Raw genomic sequence first — 17,657 nt, 5'->3', positions numbered from 1 at the left:
AGCAAAAGAAAAAGGTTCATCGTAGGAAACCGTGGAGGGTTTTAGAGCGATTGCGTAACCTGACGCCTGACTTTAAGGACGTCAGGAGAAGCAATTGCTCGATCGCAAGGCACTTCAGGCACTGGGCTGCTGGACGGGTTACCGGTTGGAGCGTGTGGAATGGCCGGAAGGCGACGGCCGCACGCTGTCGCTGTATTTGAAGCCGATCAGCAAGGTCATGTATTGCGAGCAATGTGGTGCACGCTGCCAGCAAATCCACGAGACAACGGTTCGCCGGGTGCGTGACCTGCCGCTGTTCGAATACCGGGTGGTGCTGCACGTTCCGCGCCGCCGAGTCTGGTGTAAACGCTGCGGCGGCCCGCGACTGGAGAAGCTGGCGTGGCTGGGCCGCTACCAGCGAGTGACGGAGCGCTTCGCCAAGGCCTGCGAGAAGCTGCTGCAAGCGGCCAGCGTGCAGGCCGTGGCGGCCTTCTACGACCTGGGCTGGCACACGGTCAAATCGATCGACAAGATGCGTCTGCGGGCGCGTGTGCGCGAGCCCGACTGGTCAACGATCCGCTATCTGGCGATGGACGAGTTCGCGCTGCATAAAGGCCATCGCTACGCCACGGTGGTGGTCGAGCCGATGAGCCGGCAGGTGCTCTGGATCGGACAGGGCCGCTCGCGCGAGACTGCCCGTGCCTTCTTCGAGCAGCTTCCCGAAGGCGTTGCCAAGCGTATTGAAGCGGTGGCGATCGACATGACCACGGCGTATGAACTCGAAATCAGGGAACAGTGTCCACAGGCGGAGATCGTCTTCGACCTGTACCACGTCGTGGCCAAGTACGGCCGCGAAGTGATAGATCGGGTGCGAGTGGACCAGGCCAATCAACTCCGACATGACAAGCCGGCCCGCAAAGTTCTGAAGTCCAGCCGCTGGTTGTTGCTGCGCAACCGCCACAACCTCAAGCCAGATCAGGCCGTGCACCTGAAAGAGTTGCTGGCGGCCAATCAGTCGCTGTTATGCGTCTACGTGTTACGCGACGAGCTCAAGCGGCTCTGGTTCTATCAGAAGCCAGCCTGGGCGCAAAAGGCTTGGGAACAATGGTTCGAGCAGGCTCAGCAAAGCGGGATCGCCGCCCTGCAAAAGTTCGCCGAGCGCTTGCAGGGCTACTGGCACGGAATCGTGACTCGCTGCCGCCATCCGCTCAATACCAGCGTCGTCGAAGGCATCAACAACACCATCAAGGTCATCAAGCGTCGGGCTTACGGGTACCGTGACGATGAATACTTCTTCCTCAAGATCCGCGCCGCCTTCCCCGGTAATCCTCGATGAACCAAGAAAAAGCCCGCTCAAGGTGAGAGGGCTTTTTGAAGATCAGGGATCCGCGTCTACACGCGACGCTTCTCCACGCTGAGGGAAAGTTGGTACTGGCCTGTACGTTGGTTCTTTACCCACCACGCGGAAATCTGATGTTGCCACGGTTCTCCGACCTGCCCGATCAATCCGATAAAGTCGGGTTGGGCAGGATTGTCCTTCGGCTTCGGAATCAGCACCCCGTGCACCGGCGTACCCTTTGCCCGGACCGCCTCCCCTCGTTCGGTGTTTAGCGTGAGCAAGAGAGGTTGCGTCGATCGAACTGGGGGCGGTTGATCGTTGTTTCGGCTAGTGCAGTCCGTCAGGCGACGTTCTGCATTCTGATGTTGCGTCGGCGCGCGCTGCCATGAGCTCAGCAACGTGTTGCGCTCCACCACGACTTCTGCAGGCCGTGCCGAATTCTCGCATTGCGTCTGAGCGGACGCGGTTGTCGAGGCAGAAAAAAGTCCAGATGCGGCGATGCCGATTATCAGTACTGCAAAGGCGAAGTACAGGTACATATTCATGCTGATCTCCGATGGTCGGTCCAGAGTGGACGGTTTGCATAGCAGTCGGAGATGTTGAGGATTCGCTGGAACAGCGCGCTGTTGATCCTGGTCTGGCGCCAAAAACACAAATGCCGCCCGAAGGCGGCACTGCTTCCGGCGAAACGCCTAGCCTACTCGAAATCGAACATTTTCATGCCGTAGGGGTTGCCTTCCATGTCAACGCCGCTATTTCCGACCATCATGAGCCCTGTCGCCGGGTTGACTTGATCTGCCTGTCGATGGAACTGATCCGGCCCGAGGGGCTCCCAGCCATTCAGCGGTTGAATCGCATTTCCGCTGGGCGCGCGCGACTCCATGACGCAAATCAGCGCCACGAGCAAACCCGCCAATACGAGGGTGACAGCAAAAACGATGAAAGTGCCGAGCATGATTATTCCCCTTGCCCCAGCCTTTCAACTTTTCTCAGCCGGCGAGGCTCCAGAATTCATTTCATCATACGGGCTCTCGGGATGCAACATGAACCGCCCCGGGTTTCGCGGAGGCTCCAACTCTTGAGAGAATGTGAGCCATGAGCAAGAACAACGCGAACAAGTTTTCCCCGGAAGTGCGCGAGCGCGCAGTGCGCCTGGTGCAGGAGTCTCGCAGCGAGTATCCATCGTTGTGGGTGGCGGTCGAGTCGATCGCGCCCAAGATCGGCTGCTCGGCTCAGACGCTGCTGACCTGGGTCAAGCGGCATGAAGTCGACAGCGGGCAGCGCGAAGGCATGACCACCAGCGAGCGCGAACGGATCAAGGAGCTGGAGCGGGAGAACCGCGAGCTTCGCCGTGCCAACGACATCCTGCGCACGGCCAGCGCTTTTTTCGCGCAGGCGGAGCTCGACCGCAAGCTGAAGTCGTAAACACCTACATCGACCGGCACCGGGAGGTCTACGGGGTCGAGCCGATCTGCAAGGTGTTGCAGGTTGCCCCGTCGGCCTATCGGCGCCACGCCGCGCGTCTGCGCGAACCGTCGCGGCGCAGCGACCGTGCCCGGCGTGACGAACATCTGAAGCCACAAGTCCATCGGGTCTGGCAGGAGAACCATCGCGTGTATGGCGCTGACAAGGTCTGGCGGCAACTGAACCGCGAAGGCGTGGCGGTGGCTCGTTGCACGGTCGAGCGCTTGATGCGCGTCCAGGGCCTGCAAGGCGTGCGGCGTGGCAAGCGGCTGCGCACCACCGTCGCCGACGATGCTGCCGTGCGGCCGCTGGATCGCGTCAACCGGCAGTTCCGGGCGGATCGGCCAAACCAGCTCTGGGTCTCGGACTTCACCTACGTCTCGACCTGGCAGGGCTGGCTGTACGTGGCCTTCGTCATCGACGTCTACGCCCGGCGCATCGTCGGCTGGCGCGTGAGCAAGTCCATGACCACGGACTTCGTGCTCGATGCGCTGGAGCAGGCGTTGTACGCCCGGCAGCCCGGCAATGACGGTTCTCTGACCCATCACTCCGACAGGGGATCGCAATACGTCAGCATCCGCTATAGCGAACGGCTGGCCGAAGCCGGTATCGAGCCCTCGGTCGGCAGCCGTGGCGACAGCTACGACAACGCCTTGGCCGAGACGATCAACGGTCTGTACAAAGCCGAACTGATCCATCGTCGTGCGCCCTGGAAAAACCGGGAATCCGTCGAGCTGGCCACCCTGGAGTGGGTCGCCTGGTTCAACCATCAACGCCTGCACTCATCGATCGGCTATATCCCGCCCGCCGAGGCTGAGGCAAACTACTACAACCAACTTGGCAGAACCGCCGACGAGGCCGTTTTACTTTAACCAAACAGCCTCCGCGATACCCGGGGCGGTTCAACACGGTTCGCGCCACTGGGTGATAGCGTTGTCCGCTCGCGACACCCTCCTTTCACGAGCCACGCTCCTGCCCCCAGCGCGCGGGCTGGCGCTGCGACGCCGCCCCGGCGAGGGGCCTCTGTCTGATTACGACAAGATTTTGGCGTCAGACGGCGCGCATACGAAGCGTGCGCGCTGAAGGTCATCAGCTGGTAGAAAAGCCCACCGATCATTGGAGCGGCGAGGCGTCGCGAACTCCCGTGCGCCGGTCGGACGATCTTTGTTCAGCTTCTCCATCGCCAATTCGATGGGATCGCGCTTTGATGTATGCATGGTTCGCATCATCACCTTTCCCCTCTTACGGCTTCCGTAACGCGGTCGCGCGTGGCCAGTACAGCTTGCCGACCGACTTCGAGGCCTTACCAGGCGCCCGCTTCATCGGCGTCACCCACATTGAAAGTCATGTCCGTCATTTTATCGGCTGCCATTTCGCATCTCACTTCCGCACCAGGGCACTGTTGAGCTTGCTCACGGCATCGCGATAAAGTTTCTCTCGCCAGCCCCTGCCTTGATAAATCGACGACTCAACATCCGCGGTGCGGACTGGCGAAATGCCGAGAGCGTAGCCGCGTACCTTCTCGTTAACGGTGATTCCGCCGATGAAGCGGCCGTCTGGGCCCTTGGCCTCAAGCAGCACGCCGAATGAGCACTGCTCAGCCGTCCAACCGGAGGGAAGTTCGATCGGCAATTTGAAATCACGCATCATTTTTCCGTGGTTCTAGGACTTGTACCCGAAGCTCGCTGCGAGTGCCCGAATCGCGGGCTCATAGCGAGTCCAGTCCTGTTCGATGGCCGTCGCCGCTTCGAGGAAGCGCTGAGCCTCCTCATCCAGGCCATTGCAGCGCAGTGCAATGCTCGCTGCCGATAGGTACCCCATCATTACCCTGGTCGACGCCTTGTCGAACCGCGACGCGTCCATCTGCTTGTTAAACCCATCGATTGCACCTTCGAGTAGCACCGAAAGCATGTTCGGCGCTTCGCGCTCTCGGATAGGCATTGCCACCAAATTGCCCATTCTTACTCCCTGTCTTTCCTTTGCATCCAGTCATGTGCCAACGTTGCCGACCACGATCAGGTCAGAAACCAACCGTGGCGGGGTAGAAGGCGTCGCCAGTGGCTGACCGCCTTAGCGGTGTCAAGAGTGATTTGTATCGCGATTTCCTTATTACGAAGCGGGCGAACCGCCTGCTCCGATGGCGTTCAATGCGAGCACGATTTTCCGTTGCCGTTTTCAACTACCACTTAGGGTCGCCCCATTCTGCGCCGTCAAATGTGTCCAAGATCTCGGGCGAAATGAGGTTTGCCGCGCCGTTTCGAACCCAGATTGGATAGAACGCCGGGTACATCGGATCAAGGCTAGCGAGCAGACCCGAAAGACCGTTCTTGCGTTGTGCCCTTGTCCAAGCACAGAACTGCGCGCAACGGCCATAGATCTTCTTTTCAGCCCACTCGTGACGCGGATCGATACGCCGCCACTGCTCTATGATTGCTTCAGCTTCAGGGCCAAAGTCCGCGCGCAAGGCGGCCTCTATGATGTCCTCGAGCAAGAACGTCATTCCCTGTTGCCGTTTGGTACTGTCGAAGAACGCCAACGCCGCGCGAAGCATCGAACACTGAAATAGCGCAACGGGTCAAAGAATCTCTACTCCGAAGCTGGTACCGACCTCTGGATATCCGTCCGGTGGTTGCAGCACGCGACGTTGCCCTTCATACGCCTTCCTAACGTCATACGCCAACGACAGGAATTCTCCCTCTTTATTCCTCACGAGCACTGAGTTCTCGTTCACCTCATGCACGACCTCATGCAACTCGCGGAGAGAGTTATAGTCGCCACACAGCAGCAGTCCAGCGTGATTCTTCAGCAGCGCGTACTGGAGCATAGTCTTCTCCAATTCTCGTCTCATTGGATCTTCATCGCAGTTCGGCGTTTCCGTTCTATCGTGAAGGCAGTTCGATGTAGTTCCGAACTACCGTTCGTGGGTCCGTGTTTGCCTTGTCGAACACAATGCCTGCTCGCACCGACAGCCAATGTTCGTTCACGTCGATGATGTACGCCCGCGTCGAATCGACTCGCGAAAGGAAAGTCGCCAGCGTCGTTCGTGCACCTGGGCGGCGCATGTTCGATGCTGACACGCCAAGATCACGCAACACGCGCCACCCGCCAACTGCCGTCATTCCGTCGTGGCTGTTCCACCCGAACCGCTTTGCGGCATCGAGCACGATGTTGTATTCGATTCCGGTAGCCGTATGGATCGCGTAGGGCACGCAGTCGCTCACAATGTTTTCCTATGCATTCGAATGCAGCGCTCGGGCCGCCTCTCGAATCCGGCGAGCGGCATCGCGCGGCGTGTCGGATGCCTCTGTCCAGTCGTGATGCCACCACTCGATCACTGCGGCAGCGTCGGCCAACGATCGCGCAGCGATCACGTCGCGAACTTCGTCCGCAACCTCATCCCACCATGCCGCTCCTTCACCATCACTTGCGTGCGGGTCGATTGCCTTACGGTAGACCGCCTTAGCAGTGTCGAGCGTGATTTGCATCGCGTTTTCCTATCGGTGGTGGCTCAACTGATCGGCAACATCTTTCTTCACCCGACTCCCATTTCCGCCTGAGCGAGCGGCACGGACTGCCGCATTAATCTTTGACGTTCAGCAGCATCAATCACGGCGATCGCCGCTATTCGGGCAGTCTTCGGATCATCTTCGGCGACTCGCGGCACCGCCCGACCAGTCTCAACATCCGATACCACCCAACGCGGCCACAAGCTGCGGCCGTTGATCTTCTGGTGGATGGCCCACAGGCGCCCTGCATGCTCGAACGGAATGCCAAGCGTCGTCCACGTACCCCAGGGGCCCTTCGCCTCGAACAGCACGCCTTCGACGGGCTTGTGTTCGATCTAGGCACGTTCCATGTCCATTTTCCGTGGCCCGCCGCAGCGGGCTTGTGTTCAGGCCGCAGCCTTCCAGTTTGTCTTGTGCGTGGGGATGCCGACAGCGGGCTTTCCAGCAGCACGCCTACGCTCGTTCAGGACCGTGCCAAGGCGCTGGAGAATTTCCGTCGCGGGATGCCCTTCGCGCTCACCACGAGGCGGCTGCATTTGTTCGCACTCAACGAAGAACTTCGCCGCCGCAAGCGTCTCGATGTTCGTCTCGCTATTGATGACGTCCATGTTCGAGGCGAGTGCAGCGATGTGTGCCGCGCGTTGCCCGTGCCGTTTCATGGTCGGAGCGCGGGCGTTAAGACGTTTCCACGCCATCATCCATTCCTCCACGCTGGACCAACTGATACGCGTACCCGGCGTCGTGATTACAACCCGCTGAGCCTGCGCCCGTTGGGTCCGATACAGGACAACATCGTAGACATTGTGAGCGACCGTTGAGCGCATCATCTTTTTCCCTGTCCGTGGTATCGGCACACGTGCGCCGACCATGAGCGAATCATATCGCCCCACAATTGCAAATGCAACACCTATGTTGCATTTGATTTGACGGTAAGCACTAGTCCCCGATATGCATCCGCCTCCTTCACGGGCACTTCCTGCCCGGTTTTTTCGTAGCGGCCAATTTGTTGGCGAGTCAAACCCCAACGCTCCGCAAGCTGCGTTTGGGTCAATCCGGCCTTCTTGCGCAGGGCCTGCGCGTCTTCGCCGTAAAGCACGTTGGTATCCCTCATGGGCGCTTATCAAATGGAACATAGGTGTTCCATGATCTTACCTCACGCGCGGGCGTCATAGCACTTCGCAGAACATCTGCCTGATTCTTCTATCGGACATGGCGCGTGTGCTGGCTCCGCACGGCAGCTGGGCCTATGCGGATCGCGGGAAATAAAAACCCCCGATCACCAGATTGGCAATGCGAGGGCGTGAGATCAACGGAGCTTCCTGTTTGGTGGCAGGCCGATCCGACCAAGTTCCAATAACGATTCTGCGGCTTGCGCGGCGGCGACATTCATCGCCGCTTCGTGCCGTAAAAAGTCCTGAAAGAGACGCTGACGCTGAAAGTCGCCCTTCCGAGCCCGCTCTGGGATGTAGTCCAGCCGAGCCTTGAAGCTGAGGTAAAACCATTGCTCGTCATGAGGGATGATTGCCACGTGATCTGCCACAAAATGCGTGACTGGGCCAGGCATCGGTCCTTTGATGAAGCGCGATGGGACGCTCAGGATCATGCCCGCATGAGCACGAATCAGTTGCTCGTCGAGCCGAGACGTGCCATAGCACACAGCCGCGTACGTCCGCTCGCCGAGCTCAAACTCGGCAATGAGCAAACAGTAGTGCGGCTGGGGGCCCGGTTTGTCCGGCCTGGCATCGTACGGGAAGCGACACTTCACCACAGCGCCTCGCACAAACGGCGAGGAGGCCATGGTGAGTCCTTATCTGGCGGGGTTGCCCTTCTTGCCCTTCGGCTGATAGCCGTAGGTTTCGCGGAACTCGGTGAGTGACATGCCAAGCTGGGTGAGCAGCTTGTCACGAAGACCCCTCAAAGCCTCTTGCGGGACGGACGAAGCGCAATAGGCCGTCACACCTGATGGGGTGACAGTCTTGACAACTTCCTGTCCGTTGGATGCTTTGAAGCGTTTCATGAAGGCATCATACGCCTTCTTCGCGCGCACGAAGAAATTCGTGGTTGTTGCGGCTGCTTTGGTCGACATAGAACGTTCCTCCGAATACACGGCTAGTTGCCAAAAAGTCATAGCCAGTGGAGATAACGTGGATCGGGTAGAAAGTGGGGGCGGCGGGCGTCTCCTTGTCATGGCAAAGCTGCGGATGACCGTGAGTGTGATTGACTCGACCGGCCACCAGAATCTGCGCACACTGAAGGAAGGTTCGAGGTGAAACGGGCGTGCACTTCAGACCGTTCGCGGACCCGGCAATTGCCTCCATCGCTATACTTCGACCACCCAAATACTGGGATCGGGGACAACACGGGGCGGAACAATCAGCGCGTATGCCTGGGCATCATTGCTACAGCACTACTCGCGGGTTATGTGGACTGGTCGGCTTCCGGGACGTAACCTCGTACAACATCACAAGCGCTTCGCTTCTGCAGATCACTGAAAGGCCCGACCACCGATTCACCGACACCCTTCGCCGAGCGATCTTGAACAGCGACGGCAATGTCGCAAGCGCTGTGGCTAACGTGTCTGCCTCCGTCTACATTTGAATTCACCTTTGTAGGACTCCGCAAACCCAATACTGGCAAGGGCTTGGCAGGCATTACCCTGACATTTTTCGGGGTGGCTGCTTATTTTTTTTTGGCACGCCCCTTGCTGATTCAAGCAACTCTGACATAGACCCAGCAATGTCAGAATTGCCCGGAAAATGTCAGAATGGCCAGTCTTGAAAAACCGTCCGATATCGGCACGCGCGATCGGAACGTGACGATCAAGATTGCCCACCACACCGGCCGAGCGGAAGGTGACGGGACTCCGCTTCAAGTTCAAGCCTGCTCCGCAAGGTCGCCTATTCTGACATCCAATCCTGCGTGTCAGGCTACCCCGAAAAACGTCAGAGACAAACCTTAGAGATGCACTGAGGAAAATAGCACCATCGTCCAGACCGTCTCGGAAACACCTCTGCCAATCGATCAAGACGTCAGCGGGACGGTGTCCGGTCGCGGCCTGGAGTTCGTCGTGCCTGCGTCTCAAGGTTCACAGACGCAACCGCTCATTTCAACCGTGGTGGCACGAATTATTATGACGCGCAGGTCGCGAGGCTCACCGCCGCGTTTGGCCGACGCAGGTGACGGGGAGGCCAGCGGTGACGCAATGCGCCGCGATGGATCGGATTGGCAGGGCCCGGCGCCCGTCCGGGCGGGACGCAAAAAAAGCCCCAGTTGCAAATGCAATGGGGCTAGAAGGTCATCAAAGGTGGTCCGCTCGCCTCATACGCTGCATGCGTAGTGCGTGACGCGGCTCATCATTCCGGTCGGCCAATACACGTTGATGTAGTCGCTGACAGGTACGTCGATAGGTTTGAGGGCATCCTCAATGGCTGCCCAGAGCAATCGCCCGACTCTTCCATTGCTTGGTCTTTCCGTTCGGTCATTGAGCGCGAGCACAACGGCTGCGGCAAAGGTCCGTAGGGATGTACGAACCGTCTCTCGCGCCGCGATGCTCATCGGCCGCTTGCCGAGCTCACCGTCATGCGATGGGAGATCTGCGATTTCCTGCGCGTCGCAGATCCGGAGAGAGCTGTCGAGAAAGACGGCGACAAGGGCATCGTGGTCGAGCGAAGCGAGTTCGCGCCGCAGGAATGGGCCTATCTGCCGCGGACCAAAGGCAGGCAGGCTGAGTCTCGTGCGCTCGAGGAGGCCATCGCGTCCGCCGGCCCACGGGTATCGTGGTGGCATCGGTGTCGACCTGTGCGCCAAGGAGTAAGGACGATATAGCGAGAATGTGTCGTTCATGATGCGGGGCTCCGAAAGCGAGGAATTCAGTGTCCATGGAAATGCGAGACTGAGGTCGAATCCGCGTTCCGCGATGTCCCGCTCGTGGTTCGTCTCGTGGGTGTTCCTCGATTCGGCTTGATCGCTGCATCTCCTGTCGCAATGACTTTTTCCTCAAGGAGATGACGATGCAAGCAGACCCTGTATGTGTAAATTCGGCCGGAGGTAGTCACTTGGCAAGCAGTGACCGACCTTATGCGGCTGCGACGCGCCTCCCCCGATCGATATCGCTAGAGCGCTGGCATGCCGGTCGGACTGCCCTTCAGCTCGACCGGAGTCCCCCCACTCGCACTTTGAATAGGCCGCTTGACGTGGCGAGATTGCTTGCACGAACAGTCGGCGCTTCGGCAACGCCGGTGGTGCTGGTCCTCTTTTTGAACCGATCCTTCGGCTTGATCGATGCTTTCGAGTTTTCACGATGCGATGCTTCGGTCGTGACGCAGCAGTCGGACTTTGACGCCAGGATGCGCGACTGCGTCAAGATCGCCATGCAGTGTTTCGCGTCGGCGGTCATTTTTGCGGCCGTGGGCCCCTCGCCGTCCGTTGAGCGTGGCGAAGGCCTGCGACGCGTTGTGAGGCGGTGGGACGACGTGTCTGAAGTCCTCGACGTGCCCGCGCTGGACATGTTCGTGGTCGAGCGATCCTCTGTTCGCTCGCTGAAGGCCGACTGACAGCGGCTGTATAGATCTGTAAGCCCCAATCCTTTGGGGCTTTTTTCGTTTGTCGGCGGCCGGTAGGGGAACCTCCGCCCCACGCTGATGACCTCGATGATAGACCGGCCGCGAAATGAAAAAGCCCGCAGGTTCAAGGTGCTGAACCAGGGCGGGCGGAAAGGTCTGACGGGGACAGCAAGACTCCCATCGGATCAGGAATGGTGTCGCCGAGGCGCAAACATCATACCGAGCGCGGCGCTCGCCGTGATGCTGTCGAGTGACGGTAGCTCCTGCTCGAGAAGCGCCTCCTCAAGGGCCGGCACGTCATCGAAATGGACGATGTTCGTGACCAGGTCCGCCGGCGCGTCCATCACCGTCGCAGACACATAGAAGCTGTCGGAAGACACGTGATAGCGCACGTTGCCGATTCCACGACGCATGACCGTGCGGCGATCCCAGAAATCCTGATCTCCTGGGCGAGGCAAGTCGACGAAGTGGGTTACGCCATTCAGGCACCGATCGTCGACGTGCGTCAGCCAGACCACCTTGAAATCGACCGACGGCGCCGCTTCGATCCGTGTGGCACCGATTTGCCGAGCGGCGATAGCGAATCGCCGTAGCATCGCGAGGTGGGTGACCGTGGCATCACCGAATTGCAGGAACAGCGCTCGCGGTGCGAGCGGGACGTGCGGTCGTTTCGCGAGGCCAACAAGGCACTCGAACTGCTCGGGGTGACGATCGAGCGTCATCGATTCGACAGGCTTGGACGACCAGTTTGCAGTGAGAACGGCGGACATGTGCATCTCCCAAGAATGGGCCTCGTGATCTGAGGCGTTGACATAGCGTTGGGAGATGCGGACGAGGGGCTGGAAGAGTGCTTCCGCGGAGAATCGAGCATTCGCGGGGAGGGAAAAAAGAGGCCCTCGCACGATGCGTGGGCCTGCTGGGAGATCAAGCCGTTCGACTCCGGCGGTTCATCGCGGGAGTCCAGCAACCGTTCGTCTGAATCTTGCGGACCGCGGCGATCTCCCGAATGCTCCGGGCGATCGGGTCGTGAATCAAATCGGCCGGCGGACATAGCCGGTCCAGTGCCATCGCGATCGGGTTCCCGTTGTAGGGCTGACGGAACAGAAGATGCGCTTCATCGCTGCTCGGCGTGAAGTGGTACGGGCAAAGCTGTTTCAACGAATGTCCGATTCGTTCACGAAGTGCAGCATCGGTTAGCAAGACGATTGCTCCATTGGTGCGTTCGTTGCTGCGAAAGCTCGTGGCACCGAGACGCCGCGCGAGCTCCGGCACAAGGTGCCATAGCATCGAGGCGTCATACGTGCAATCGGTCGGCTGGATGTCGGGACGCTGGCATCGGAGTGCGCGCGAGAGACGCAACAACTCTTGAGCAAGCCAGCGATCCGTCAGCGAGAAGTACCGGATCGTGGTCGTTTCGATTCGGTCGAGCATCGCTCGGGATTCAGGAGATAGGTTGAACTTCAACATGGTTGTCCTCAAGAGGTTGGCAATGTCTCGTGAGATGCGCGGCCTTGGATGGAATGCAACGACGGGGGGACGTGTGACCAGAAAAGGAAACGCCCACATGTGCATAGCACTTGTAGGCGGTTGAGGATCGAAAGTAATCGAGACCGGAAAGGCGGCTCGGTTCATTCGGCAATGCCACGGCGGCTTTTCGTTTCGGAGCGGCTGAAGGCCACCTTCTCAACGACGCCTCTCTCGTCAAACAGCACGAGTAGGGTCCGGCGTTCGACGTCAGCGCCGCGGCTGAACAGTGCGACGACGGGCACGAAGCTCGTGACGGTCGGCGTCGCTTTCGAGAAGCCGTAGCCCCACATCTCGTGCCCGGCTTCGGTAAAGCGCACCGCCATCGGGTCGCCGTACATCCGGCGGACGTCGTCCTTGGTGGTTTTGCCCTGCACGATCTGATGATTGATCTGGTCCCGCGTCGCGCCCTTCAGTTGTTGGTTACCTGTCGACGCGCAGCCAGTCGCGACCACCGCGAGAACCACGATCAGACCAGCGTGGCGCCCAATACGCGATGTCCGTGCGAAGCTCTTGACGACCCGATTCAGAAAGTTGCCCATGATTTTCTCCTTGTGAGTAGTGTCGGCCCGAAATTGGGTATCACGTGCGCAAAGAGATGCACTTGTAGGGCTGGAATGAACAAGGTCCGGGTCGACGGAGACTGGGCGTCTAGATGATCGTGAAGTGTGTCAGCTTCCAGCTGGCTGCAGTTCCCCTCGAACGAGCTTCTCATAGAGTTGCAGAACGTAGCCCGTCGTCGAGAGGCACATATTGATCTCGGCGACCGGGAACTTGCCGATGATCACGGTGATATCTTTCGCGAGATCTGAATGGCCGGCTTCGGTCAGCTTTCTTCTCGCAGCGGTTGTCCATGCGTGGACCACCTCGGGCCGGCCGTGCTTGTGCATGATTCCGTTTTTCAAATCGAATGCGATCGCGATCTCATCCGTCATGGTGATGATCGTCCGCTCCCCAGTGAGCGGATTGGGTCGCTGCTCCATGTCGTAGAGATAGTAGGAACCGTGGTGGAGCACATATTCTGGTCGCTTCATTTCATGTCTCCAGTCGTTGATTTACGGCAAAGCTATCGACAGCAAGGCCTGCACCCAGCTCGGGGCCCCATGGCAACACGTGCCATCGGGCTCGATGCCGTCGCAACCGTCAGTTGCACTGGCGCATGCATCAAACTCCATGTTGCGGATCTCCTCGAACGACGGAACGTCACCCTCCTGGTAGTCACGATACCCGTCGGCCCGCCGCCGAGCGACGAACTCTTCGGTCGTCAATGCGCTCGCGATAATCTTGCCCGTGGGGATCCACTCTCCCGTTACGATGTCGCGAATAAGGATTCGCCGATCGTCTCGGATCCCTACTGTCCTCCCGGTTTTCGGCCTGAAGAGCTTCACGATCAGTTGGGGATCGCTCCCGGGCGCGACGCAACCGCCCTGCCCCTGCGATGCGGGCAGCCCTGGGACACAGCCTGCTTGCGTAGTCGACATGGTTGCCGAAGGCCGATTCTCGGCTGCGTTGCTGTTGCGGTAGCTCACTACCGCTCCCGTCTCAACATCCACAACACGAGCTGCGATCAAATCCGGATTGTCTTGGTGATCGATCGCGTACTGCCTGACGTACAGCACCAGATCACGAGTGTAGGTCTCCGGTTGCGCCATCGTGCCGCTCAGCGCGCGCCAGACCTTGTGGCGGGTGTCATGCTTCACTTCGATTCGGTACATTGTGGTCTCTCCTTTGATAGCCTTCGATGAAGGCAGTTGGCTTGCGCCAGGAGATTCCCGTGGCCGACTGGAATAGGAACTGACACTTCTGGAGCGCTAGTGCTCCCGATTCTCATCGATCATCGGGTCGCGGCTCCACAAAAATAAACGCGGCCGCCCAATGAAGAGCTGGCCGCAAAGTGGCAAGTAAAAATTTATCCCCGCGCTTCCGACGGGTTGGATCTGCACGTCGCGCGTCTACGTGCGCTACACCCCAAGTGTCGGGCCAGAGCAATTTGCATCGCTTGTTCCCGACAGCACGATTCTAAAGAGGAATTCGGCCGGTATCGATAGTAAATCGGCGTCCGATTTACGATTCCTTTTTCCGAATCGTTGTGGTAGCAGTTGACCTCAGCCTCGCCTCGAACTGCCAGTTCAACAGTGGGCGCCTTACCAGCTAAGGCGGCTAGCGGACGCCCGCGGTTTATCCGTCATTTTCGACGGTCGTACAACTGAGCGGCAGCACACTCCTATTGGCGTGCGCAGAGTAGATATTGTCCGTCCGGCGATTGGCGATTCCTCTATTTTCATTGAGAATGATTCCCCCTCAATGGTTGCTTGTGCCGCAGGACGCCGGCATGATCGCGATCGCGCCATTGGTGTCGACTGGAAAGAATAAAAATCGTGACTCAGTCTCCGAGGCATTTGCGAAGAATCGTGCGTGCAAATCGTTTGATTATCGGTGCGTCCTTGGTGTTGCTGGCGCTCGCGATAGTGCTATGGACCACGATTGGATGTCGATTCGAGAGCGAAAATGATCGTCTGTTGGTGCGTGCGCGGGTTTCGACGGGAGTTTTGGTTCGGTCGTTTGCGCAACGGACGCTAAACAACGTGCTCGATGTCGACTGGCTTAGACGTTTGGTTGGGTCCGAGTATGCACCGTCACGAGACGACGTTCATCTTCGGTCCATCGCGGCGAACGCGGATGCTCCTGAACTTCAATCGGTGCTTTCGATGATCGTGGCCGGTTCAGTGGTCTTGTTTGTAGGTGGAGCAGCGTTCGCCGCGAGGTGGTGCGCCCGGCAAAGGGCCGCATACAAGGCCATGGCTGAGACTGACGTGCTGACGGGATTACCGAATCGCCGTGGGCTGATGACCCACCTGTCAGGCATAGCATCGTCCGCTGATGGGGCTGATGAGCTTGGGGTACTCTGTCTTGATCTTGATCAATTCAAGTTCATCAATGATCGCCATGGCAATGACGTCGGTGACAACGTCCTGCGCCGTGTCGCTGGCCGCCTCGCGAAGGAGGTCGGCGACGCTGGATTTCTCGCTCGGACTCGCTGCGATGAGTTTGCAGTGGTCCTCGGTGGCCGGAGCGTCAATACAGTTGCGGAAGAACTCGCCACACGTATTCTCCGCATTTTCCACCGGCCGCTCGGCATTCAGGGCGATTCCCATCAAATGCGTGTGTCGATCGGTATCGCGGTCTGTGAAGTCTCGCCTGGGTGTGAGACCGAGGTCGTCAAGAAGGCAGGTATGGCGATGTACGAGGCGAGAGCCATAGGAGCAAAGGAACGCCGAAGCATCGTATGCGTTTATACGGCCGAGTTGCCGGAACGAATGAAGAGATTGTTCGAGTCGGAGCAGGTCTTACGGTATGCGCTTACGGGTGGGCACGCATGGGTTTGCTACCGACGCGTAGAAAGGCCGGACTGCCCAGGGCTGGTTGGGTATGCAGCGGGGGTTCGTTGGGATGAAGGTGGACGGACTGTCGAAGACATCCTTCTGCTTGCAAGTGAGACTAGCTCAACCGCGTTAGCGGACGACTACGCGCGGTGTGTATTGCGGCAGGTGTTCTCCGACTGGCATAAGTGGCGTGAAGACGCGGCGATTCCTCCGTTTTTGCTCGTTGCCTTGCCGGTGTCGGCAATCCTCTTACCCGACTTTGTCTACTTAGTGCGCGACCTAGTGGCTGAGCATGGTGTCGATCGCGGCGGAGTCGGTATCGAGGTCGTTAGTGGGGATCTACAGAGTTTGCCGATGATCGATCCGGACGTGGTCGACGAACTGCGGCTCGCCGGCGTCCTGCTGATCATGCGCGGGACCTTGCCTGCGCTGACCTTTTCCGCCTTGAAATCCACGGGGTGGGACGGGATTAAGCTACCTGAGGAGCTGATGCGCGTCGCCGCTGCGAATGCCCGTGCGGCGGCGATTGCTTCTTCTGTAGTGAGGTTGGGATTGTCGTTTGGGTGGCGAGTGTTCGTCGACGACGAGTCTGAACGTATAGACACCGCGTGGCTTACGGAATTCACGCAGCTGGAGCGAATCGCCAGACAGATGGTCAGACCACCCGGTCATCATCGGCCATAGGGCCTCGCACGTTGGCTGACTAGCCGTGACGTCTCCGCGAAGGTGGGGTACCTCGAAGTCCGGGTGTCCTTGAACGACCTACGTCAGCAATCCTCGCGTGAAAGCAATTTGCACGGCCTGACGGAGGGTTTTCGTGCTGAACTTTCCGCTGATTTCTCTGTTCAGGGCATGGATGGTTGAAATCGACAAATCCATCGTTGCGGCGATCTCGGCTGCCGTTCTATTCCAATACGCCATCTGAAGGACGGTTAGGTCCTTAGGCTGAAGACCGAACTCTTCTATCGCGTGCTGCCGCAATTGACGAAGCCGTATGTCGAGCATCTCAGTGGCCAAGAGGCGGTATATAAGCGCGCTCGCTTCGAGCAGTTCTTCCCCCCCTCGTTCGGGTTCTGTGTCAGTTCCGACGTGAAGAAGGCCGAGTGTTTCCTGAGTCGTGCCATGTAGCGGAACGACCAAGCTGCTTTTGAAGCCGTAGCGGGCGGCCGTCGCAATCATTTCGCGTTGGCCGTTTGACGCCAATTCGATCCGCGAACCAACAGACGGTGTTAGGTTTGTGCGAGCGTACTCGAGGAAAGGATCAATTGCGTACCAGCACCGGTACGTGTAGATCTGTATCCATTCGGGCGCGCAGTCCGCAAAGTATCGATAGTGAGGTGGCGCATTCGCATCGAGTCCGTACTGCACCATTGTGAAGACGTATGACTGCCCCCCGAGAGCACGGATGATCGGATGGACGCGGCAGTGAAGGTCGATCTCTGAATCGGAGTCGCGCAATCGTTTGATCTTGGCGACTGCACCGATCGTGGTCCCGTCCATGCGAGCTAATCTACTTCGTTGCCAGGATCTGCGCGAAGCGAAGTTCGATGGCTTCGTACGCCTCCTGGAGATGGGTTCGATAACGATCGGAGTCCGCGAAATCCATTACCGCAGTGATCTCCGACATTGGTGCGATGACGCTGAGCTTTGTACCGTCAGGCAGGATGGCGTCGCGGCTGATAGCGGCATTGGTCTTGTCGACCAGAAGACGCAAATGGATACTCTCCCGCCCCACCGGGGTGAGGCGCGATATCAAAACTTGGCAGTCGACATGCGTGTCGGAATTCACTCTCAGGCCCCCAACTTATTCGTATGTAGTCTATGGCTATCGGTTCTAACGCCAGCGCGTATCTCCCGTGATACGTGCGTTGCCTTCCTCACTTTTGCTGGTTCGGTCAGT

General features: G+C 58.8%; 24 protein-coding genes and 1 other annotated feature. Of the genes, 4 read left to right on the top strand and 20 right to left on the bottom strand.

Features of this window, described 5'->3' with window-relative positions:
* The first annotated feature begins 94 nt into the window (after nucleotides 1-94).
* Nucleotides 95-1,315, top strand: a complete 1,221-nt coding sequence (locus tag MBR110_RS30095; protein ID WP_181709976.1) for an ISL3 family transposase — start codon at nucleotides 95-97, stop codon at nucleotides 1,313-1,315.
* Nucleotides 1,316-1,371: 56 nt separating this feature from the next.
* Here MBR110_RS30095 and MBR110_RS30090 read toward each other — a convergent pair whose 3' ends face one another.
* Together MBR110_RS30090 and MBR110_RS30085 are read right to left on the bottom strand one after the other, a co-directional pair.
* Nucleotides 1,372-1,863 carry a hypothetical protein gene (locus tag MBR110_RS30090; RefSeq protein ID WP_181709975.1) on the bottom strand — a complete coding sequence of 164 codons (492 nt, stop codon included), beginning with the start codon at nucleotides 1,861-1,863 and terminating at the stop codon, nucleotides 1,372-1,374.
* Between the two features lie 152 nt (nucleotides 1,864-2,015).
* Nucleotides 2,016-2,273, bottom strand: a complete 258-nt coding sequence (locus MBR110_RS30085) for a hypothetical protein (RefSeq protein ID WP_181709974.1) — start codon at nucleotides 2,271-2,273, stop codon at nucleotides 2,016-2,018.
* A 140-nt stretch (nucleotides 2,274-2,413) separates the two neighbouring features.
* On the opposite strand from MBR110_RS30085, the gene MBR110_RS30080 reads away from it, so the two are divergent.
* A protein-coding gene (locus MBR110_RS30080; RefSeq protein WP_157367621.1) for an IS3 family transposase occupies nucleotides 2,414-3,654 on the top strand; the annotation gives its coding sequence in 2 pieces (ribosomal slippage) (nucleotides 2,414-2,699 and nucleotides 2,699-3,654; 1,242 coding nt in all).
* Nucleotides 2,698-2,814: a sequence feature (AL1L pseudoknot), on the top strand. Its footprint overlaps the gene before it by 117 nt.
* Before the next feature lie 508 nt (nucleotides 3,655-4,162).
* Here the strand turns inward: MBR110_RS30080 and MBR110_RS30075 are convergent.
* The 11 genes from MBR110_RS30075 to MBR110_RS30025 all read right to left on the bottom strand — a co-directional run bounded on the left by MBR110_RS30075 (nucleotide 4,163) and on the right by MBR110_RS30025 (nucleotide 10,131).
* Nucleotides 4,163-4,429, bottom strand: a complete 267-nt coding sequence (locus MBR110_RS30075) for a hypothetical protein (protein ID WP_181710049.1) — start codon at nucleotides 4,427-4,429, stop codon at nucleotides 4,163-4,165.
* A 15-nt stretch (nucleotides 4,430-4,444) separates the two neighbouring features.
* Nucleotides 4,445-4,741, bottom strand: coding sequence for a hypothetical protein (locus tag MBR110_RS30070; RefSeq protein WP_181709973.1), 297 nt, complete (start codon nucleotides 4,739-4,741; stop codon nucleotides 4,445-4,447).
* A 220-nt stretch (nucleotides 4,742-4,961) separates the two neighbouring features.
* Nucleotides 4,962-5,282 (bottom strand): hypothetical protein, encoded by a 321-nt coding sequence (locus MBR110_RS30065; RefSeq protein WP_181709972.1) that lies wholly within the window; start codon nucleotides 5,280-5,282, stop codon nucleotides 4,962-4,964.
* 75 nt (nucleotides 5,283-5,357) lie between these two features.
* The gene (locus MBR110_RS30060; RefSeq protein WP_181709971.1) at nucleotides 5,358-5,618 is read right to left on the bottom strand and encodes a DUF6904 family protein; all 261 of its coding nucleotides are present in this window, start codon (nucleotides 5,616-5,618) and stop codon (nucleotides 5,358-5,360) included.
* 43 nt (nucleotides 5,619-5,661) lie between these two features.
* Complete coding sequence (locus MBR110_RS30055; protein ID WP_181709970.1) at nucleotides 5,662-6,003, bottom strand: hypothetical protein; 342 nt, start codon at nucleotides 6,001-6,003, stop codon at nucleotides 5,662-5,664.
* Nucleotides 6,004-6,012: 9 nt separating this feature from the next.
* A complete protein-coding gene (locus MBR110_RS30050; protein ID WP_181709969.1) occupies nucleotides 6,013-6,267 on the bottom strand; it encodes a hypothetical protein in 255 nt (84 codons plus the stop codon).
* Between the two features lie 407 nt (nucleotides 6,268-6,674).
* Nucleotides 6,675-7,157, bottom strand: a complete 483-nt coding sequence (locus MBR110_RS30045; protein WP_181709968.1) for a hypothetical protein — start codon at nucleotides 7,155-7,157, stop codon at nucleotides 6,675-6,677.
* Between the two features lie 38 nt (nucleotides 7,158-7,195).
* Nucleotides 7,196-7,399 (bottom strand): helix-turn-helix domain-containing protein, encoded by a 204-nt coding sequence (locus MBR110_RS30040; RefSeq protein ID WP_181709967.1) that lies wholly within the window; start codon nucleotides 7,397-7,399, stop codon nucleotides 7,196-7,198.
* Nucleotides 7,400-7,594: 195 nt separating this feature from the next.
* The gene (locus MBR110_RS30035) at nucleotides 7,595-8,086 is read right to left on the bottom strand and encodes a hypothetical protein (RefSeq protein ID WP_181709966.1); all 492 of its coding nucleotides are present in this window, start codon (nucleotides 8,084-8,086) and stop codon (nucleotides 7,595-7,597) included.
* 9 nt (nucleotides 8,087-8,095) lie between these two features.
* Complete coding sequence (locus MBR110_RS30030; RefSeq protein ID WP_181709965.1) at nucleotides 8,096-8,374, bottom strand: hypothetical protein; 279 nt, start codon at nucleotides 8,372-8,374, stop codon at nucleotides 8,096-8,098.
* A 1,232-nt stretch (nucleotides 8,375-9,606) separates the two neighbouring features.
* Nucleotides 9,607-10,131: a JAB domain-containing protein gene (locus MBR110_RS30025; protein ID WP_181709964.1), complete on the bottom strand. Its 525-nt coding sequence runs from the start codon at nucleotides 10,129-10,131 to the stop codon at nucleotides 9,607-9,609.
* Between the two features lie 161 nt (nucleotides 10,132-10,292).
* Between MBR110_RS30025 and MBR110_RS30020 the strand changes: the two genes are divergently transcribed.
* Nucleotides 10,293-10,841 (top strand): JAB domain-containing protein, encoded by a 549-nt coding sequence (locus tag MBR110_RS30020; protein WP_309486129.1) that lies wholly within the window; start codon nucleotides 10,293-10,295, stop codon nucleotides 10,839-10,841.
* Nucleotides 10,842-11,035: 194 nt separating this feature from the next.
* Here the strand turns inward: MBR110_RS30020 and MBR110_RS30015 are convergent, their stop codons facing one another.
* The 5 genes from MBR110_RS30015 to MBR110_RS29995 all read right to left on the bottom strand — a co-directional run bounded on the left by MBR110_RS30015 (nucleotide 11,036) and on the right by MBR110_RS29995 (nucleotide 14,089).
* Complete coding sequence (locus MBR110_RS30015; RefSeq protein WP_181709962.1) at nucleotides 11,036-11,620, bottom strand: hypothetical protein; 585 nt, start codon at nucleotides 11,618-11,620, stop codon at nucleotides 11,036-11,038.
* Nucleotides 11,621-11,774: 154 nt separating this feature from the next.
* Nucleotides 11,775-12,317, bottom strand: coding sequence for a hypothetical protein (locus MBR110_RS30010; RefSeq protein ID WP_181709961.1), 543 nt, complete (start codon nucleotides 12,315-12,317; stop codon nucleotides 11,775-11,777).
* Between the two features lie 161 nt (nucleotides 12,318-12,478).
* Entirely contained in the window at nucleotides 12,479-12,916 is a 438-nt protein-coding gene (locus MBR110_RS30005; protein WP_181709960.1) for an outer membrane protein assembly factor BamE, read from the bottom strand.
* Nucleotides 12,917-13,045: 129 nt separating this feature from the next.
* Complete coding sequence (locus MBR110_RS30000) at nucleotides 13,046-13,408, bottom strand: hypothetical protein (RefSeq protein ID WP_181709959.1); 363 nt, start codon at nucleotides 13,406-13,408, stop codon at nucleotides 13,046-13,048.
* Between the two features lie 21 nt (nucleotides 13,409-13,429).
* Nucleotides 13,430-14,089: a hypothetical protein gene (locus MBR110_RS29995; protein ID WP_181709958.1), complete on the bottom strand. Its 660-nt coding sequence runs from the start codon at nucleotides 14,087-14,089 to the stop codon at nucleotides 13,430-13,432.
* A 993-nt stretch (nucleotides 14,090-15,082) separates the two neighbouring features.
* Here MBR110_RS29995 and MBR110_RS32435 point away from each other — a divergent pair.
* Nucleotides 15,083-16,441 (top strand): diguanylate cyclase domain-containing protein, encoded by a 1,359-nt coding sequence (locus MBR110_RS32435; protein WP_408913059.1) that lies wholly within the window; start codon nucleotides 15,083-15,085, stop codon nucleotides 16,439-16,441.
* A 78-nt stretch (nucleotides 16,442-16,519) separates the two neighbouring features.
* Here MBR110_RS32435 and MBR110_RS29985 read toward each other — a convergent pair whose 3' ends face one another.
* Entirely contained in the window at nucleotides 16,520-17,257 is a 738-nt protein-coding gene (locus MBR110_RS29985) for a helix-turn-helix transcriptional regulator (protein ID WP_181709956.1), read from the bottom strand.
* Nucleotides 17,258-17,267: 10 nt separating this feature from the next.
* Complete coding sequence (locus MBR110_RS29980; protein WP_181709955.1) at nucleotides 17,268-17,546, bottom strand: hypothetical protein; 279 nt, start codon at nucleotides 17,544-17,546, stop codon at nucleotides 17,268-17,270.
* Nucleotides 17,547-17,657: the final 111 nt, after the last annotated feature.

This window comes from Burkholderia sp. MBR-1, from assembly GCF_013822785.1.
GTDB classification, from domain to species: domain Bacteria; phylum Pseudomonadota; class Gammaproteobacteria; order Burkholderiales; family Burkholderiaceae; genus Burkholderia; species Burkholderia vietnamiensis.
Note: the sequence above shows the minus strand (reverse complement) of the source record. Positions and strands in the feature narration are given on the sequence as shown.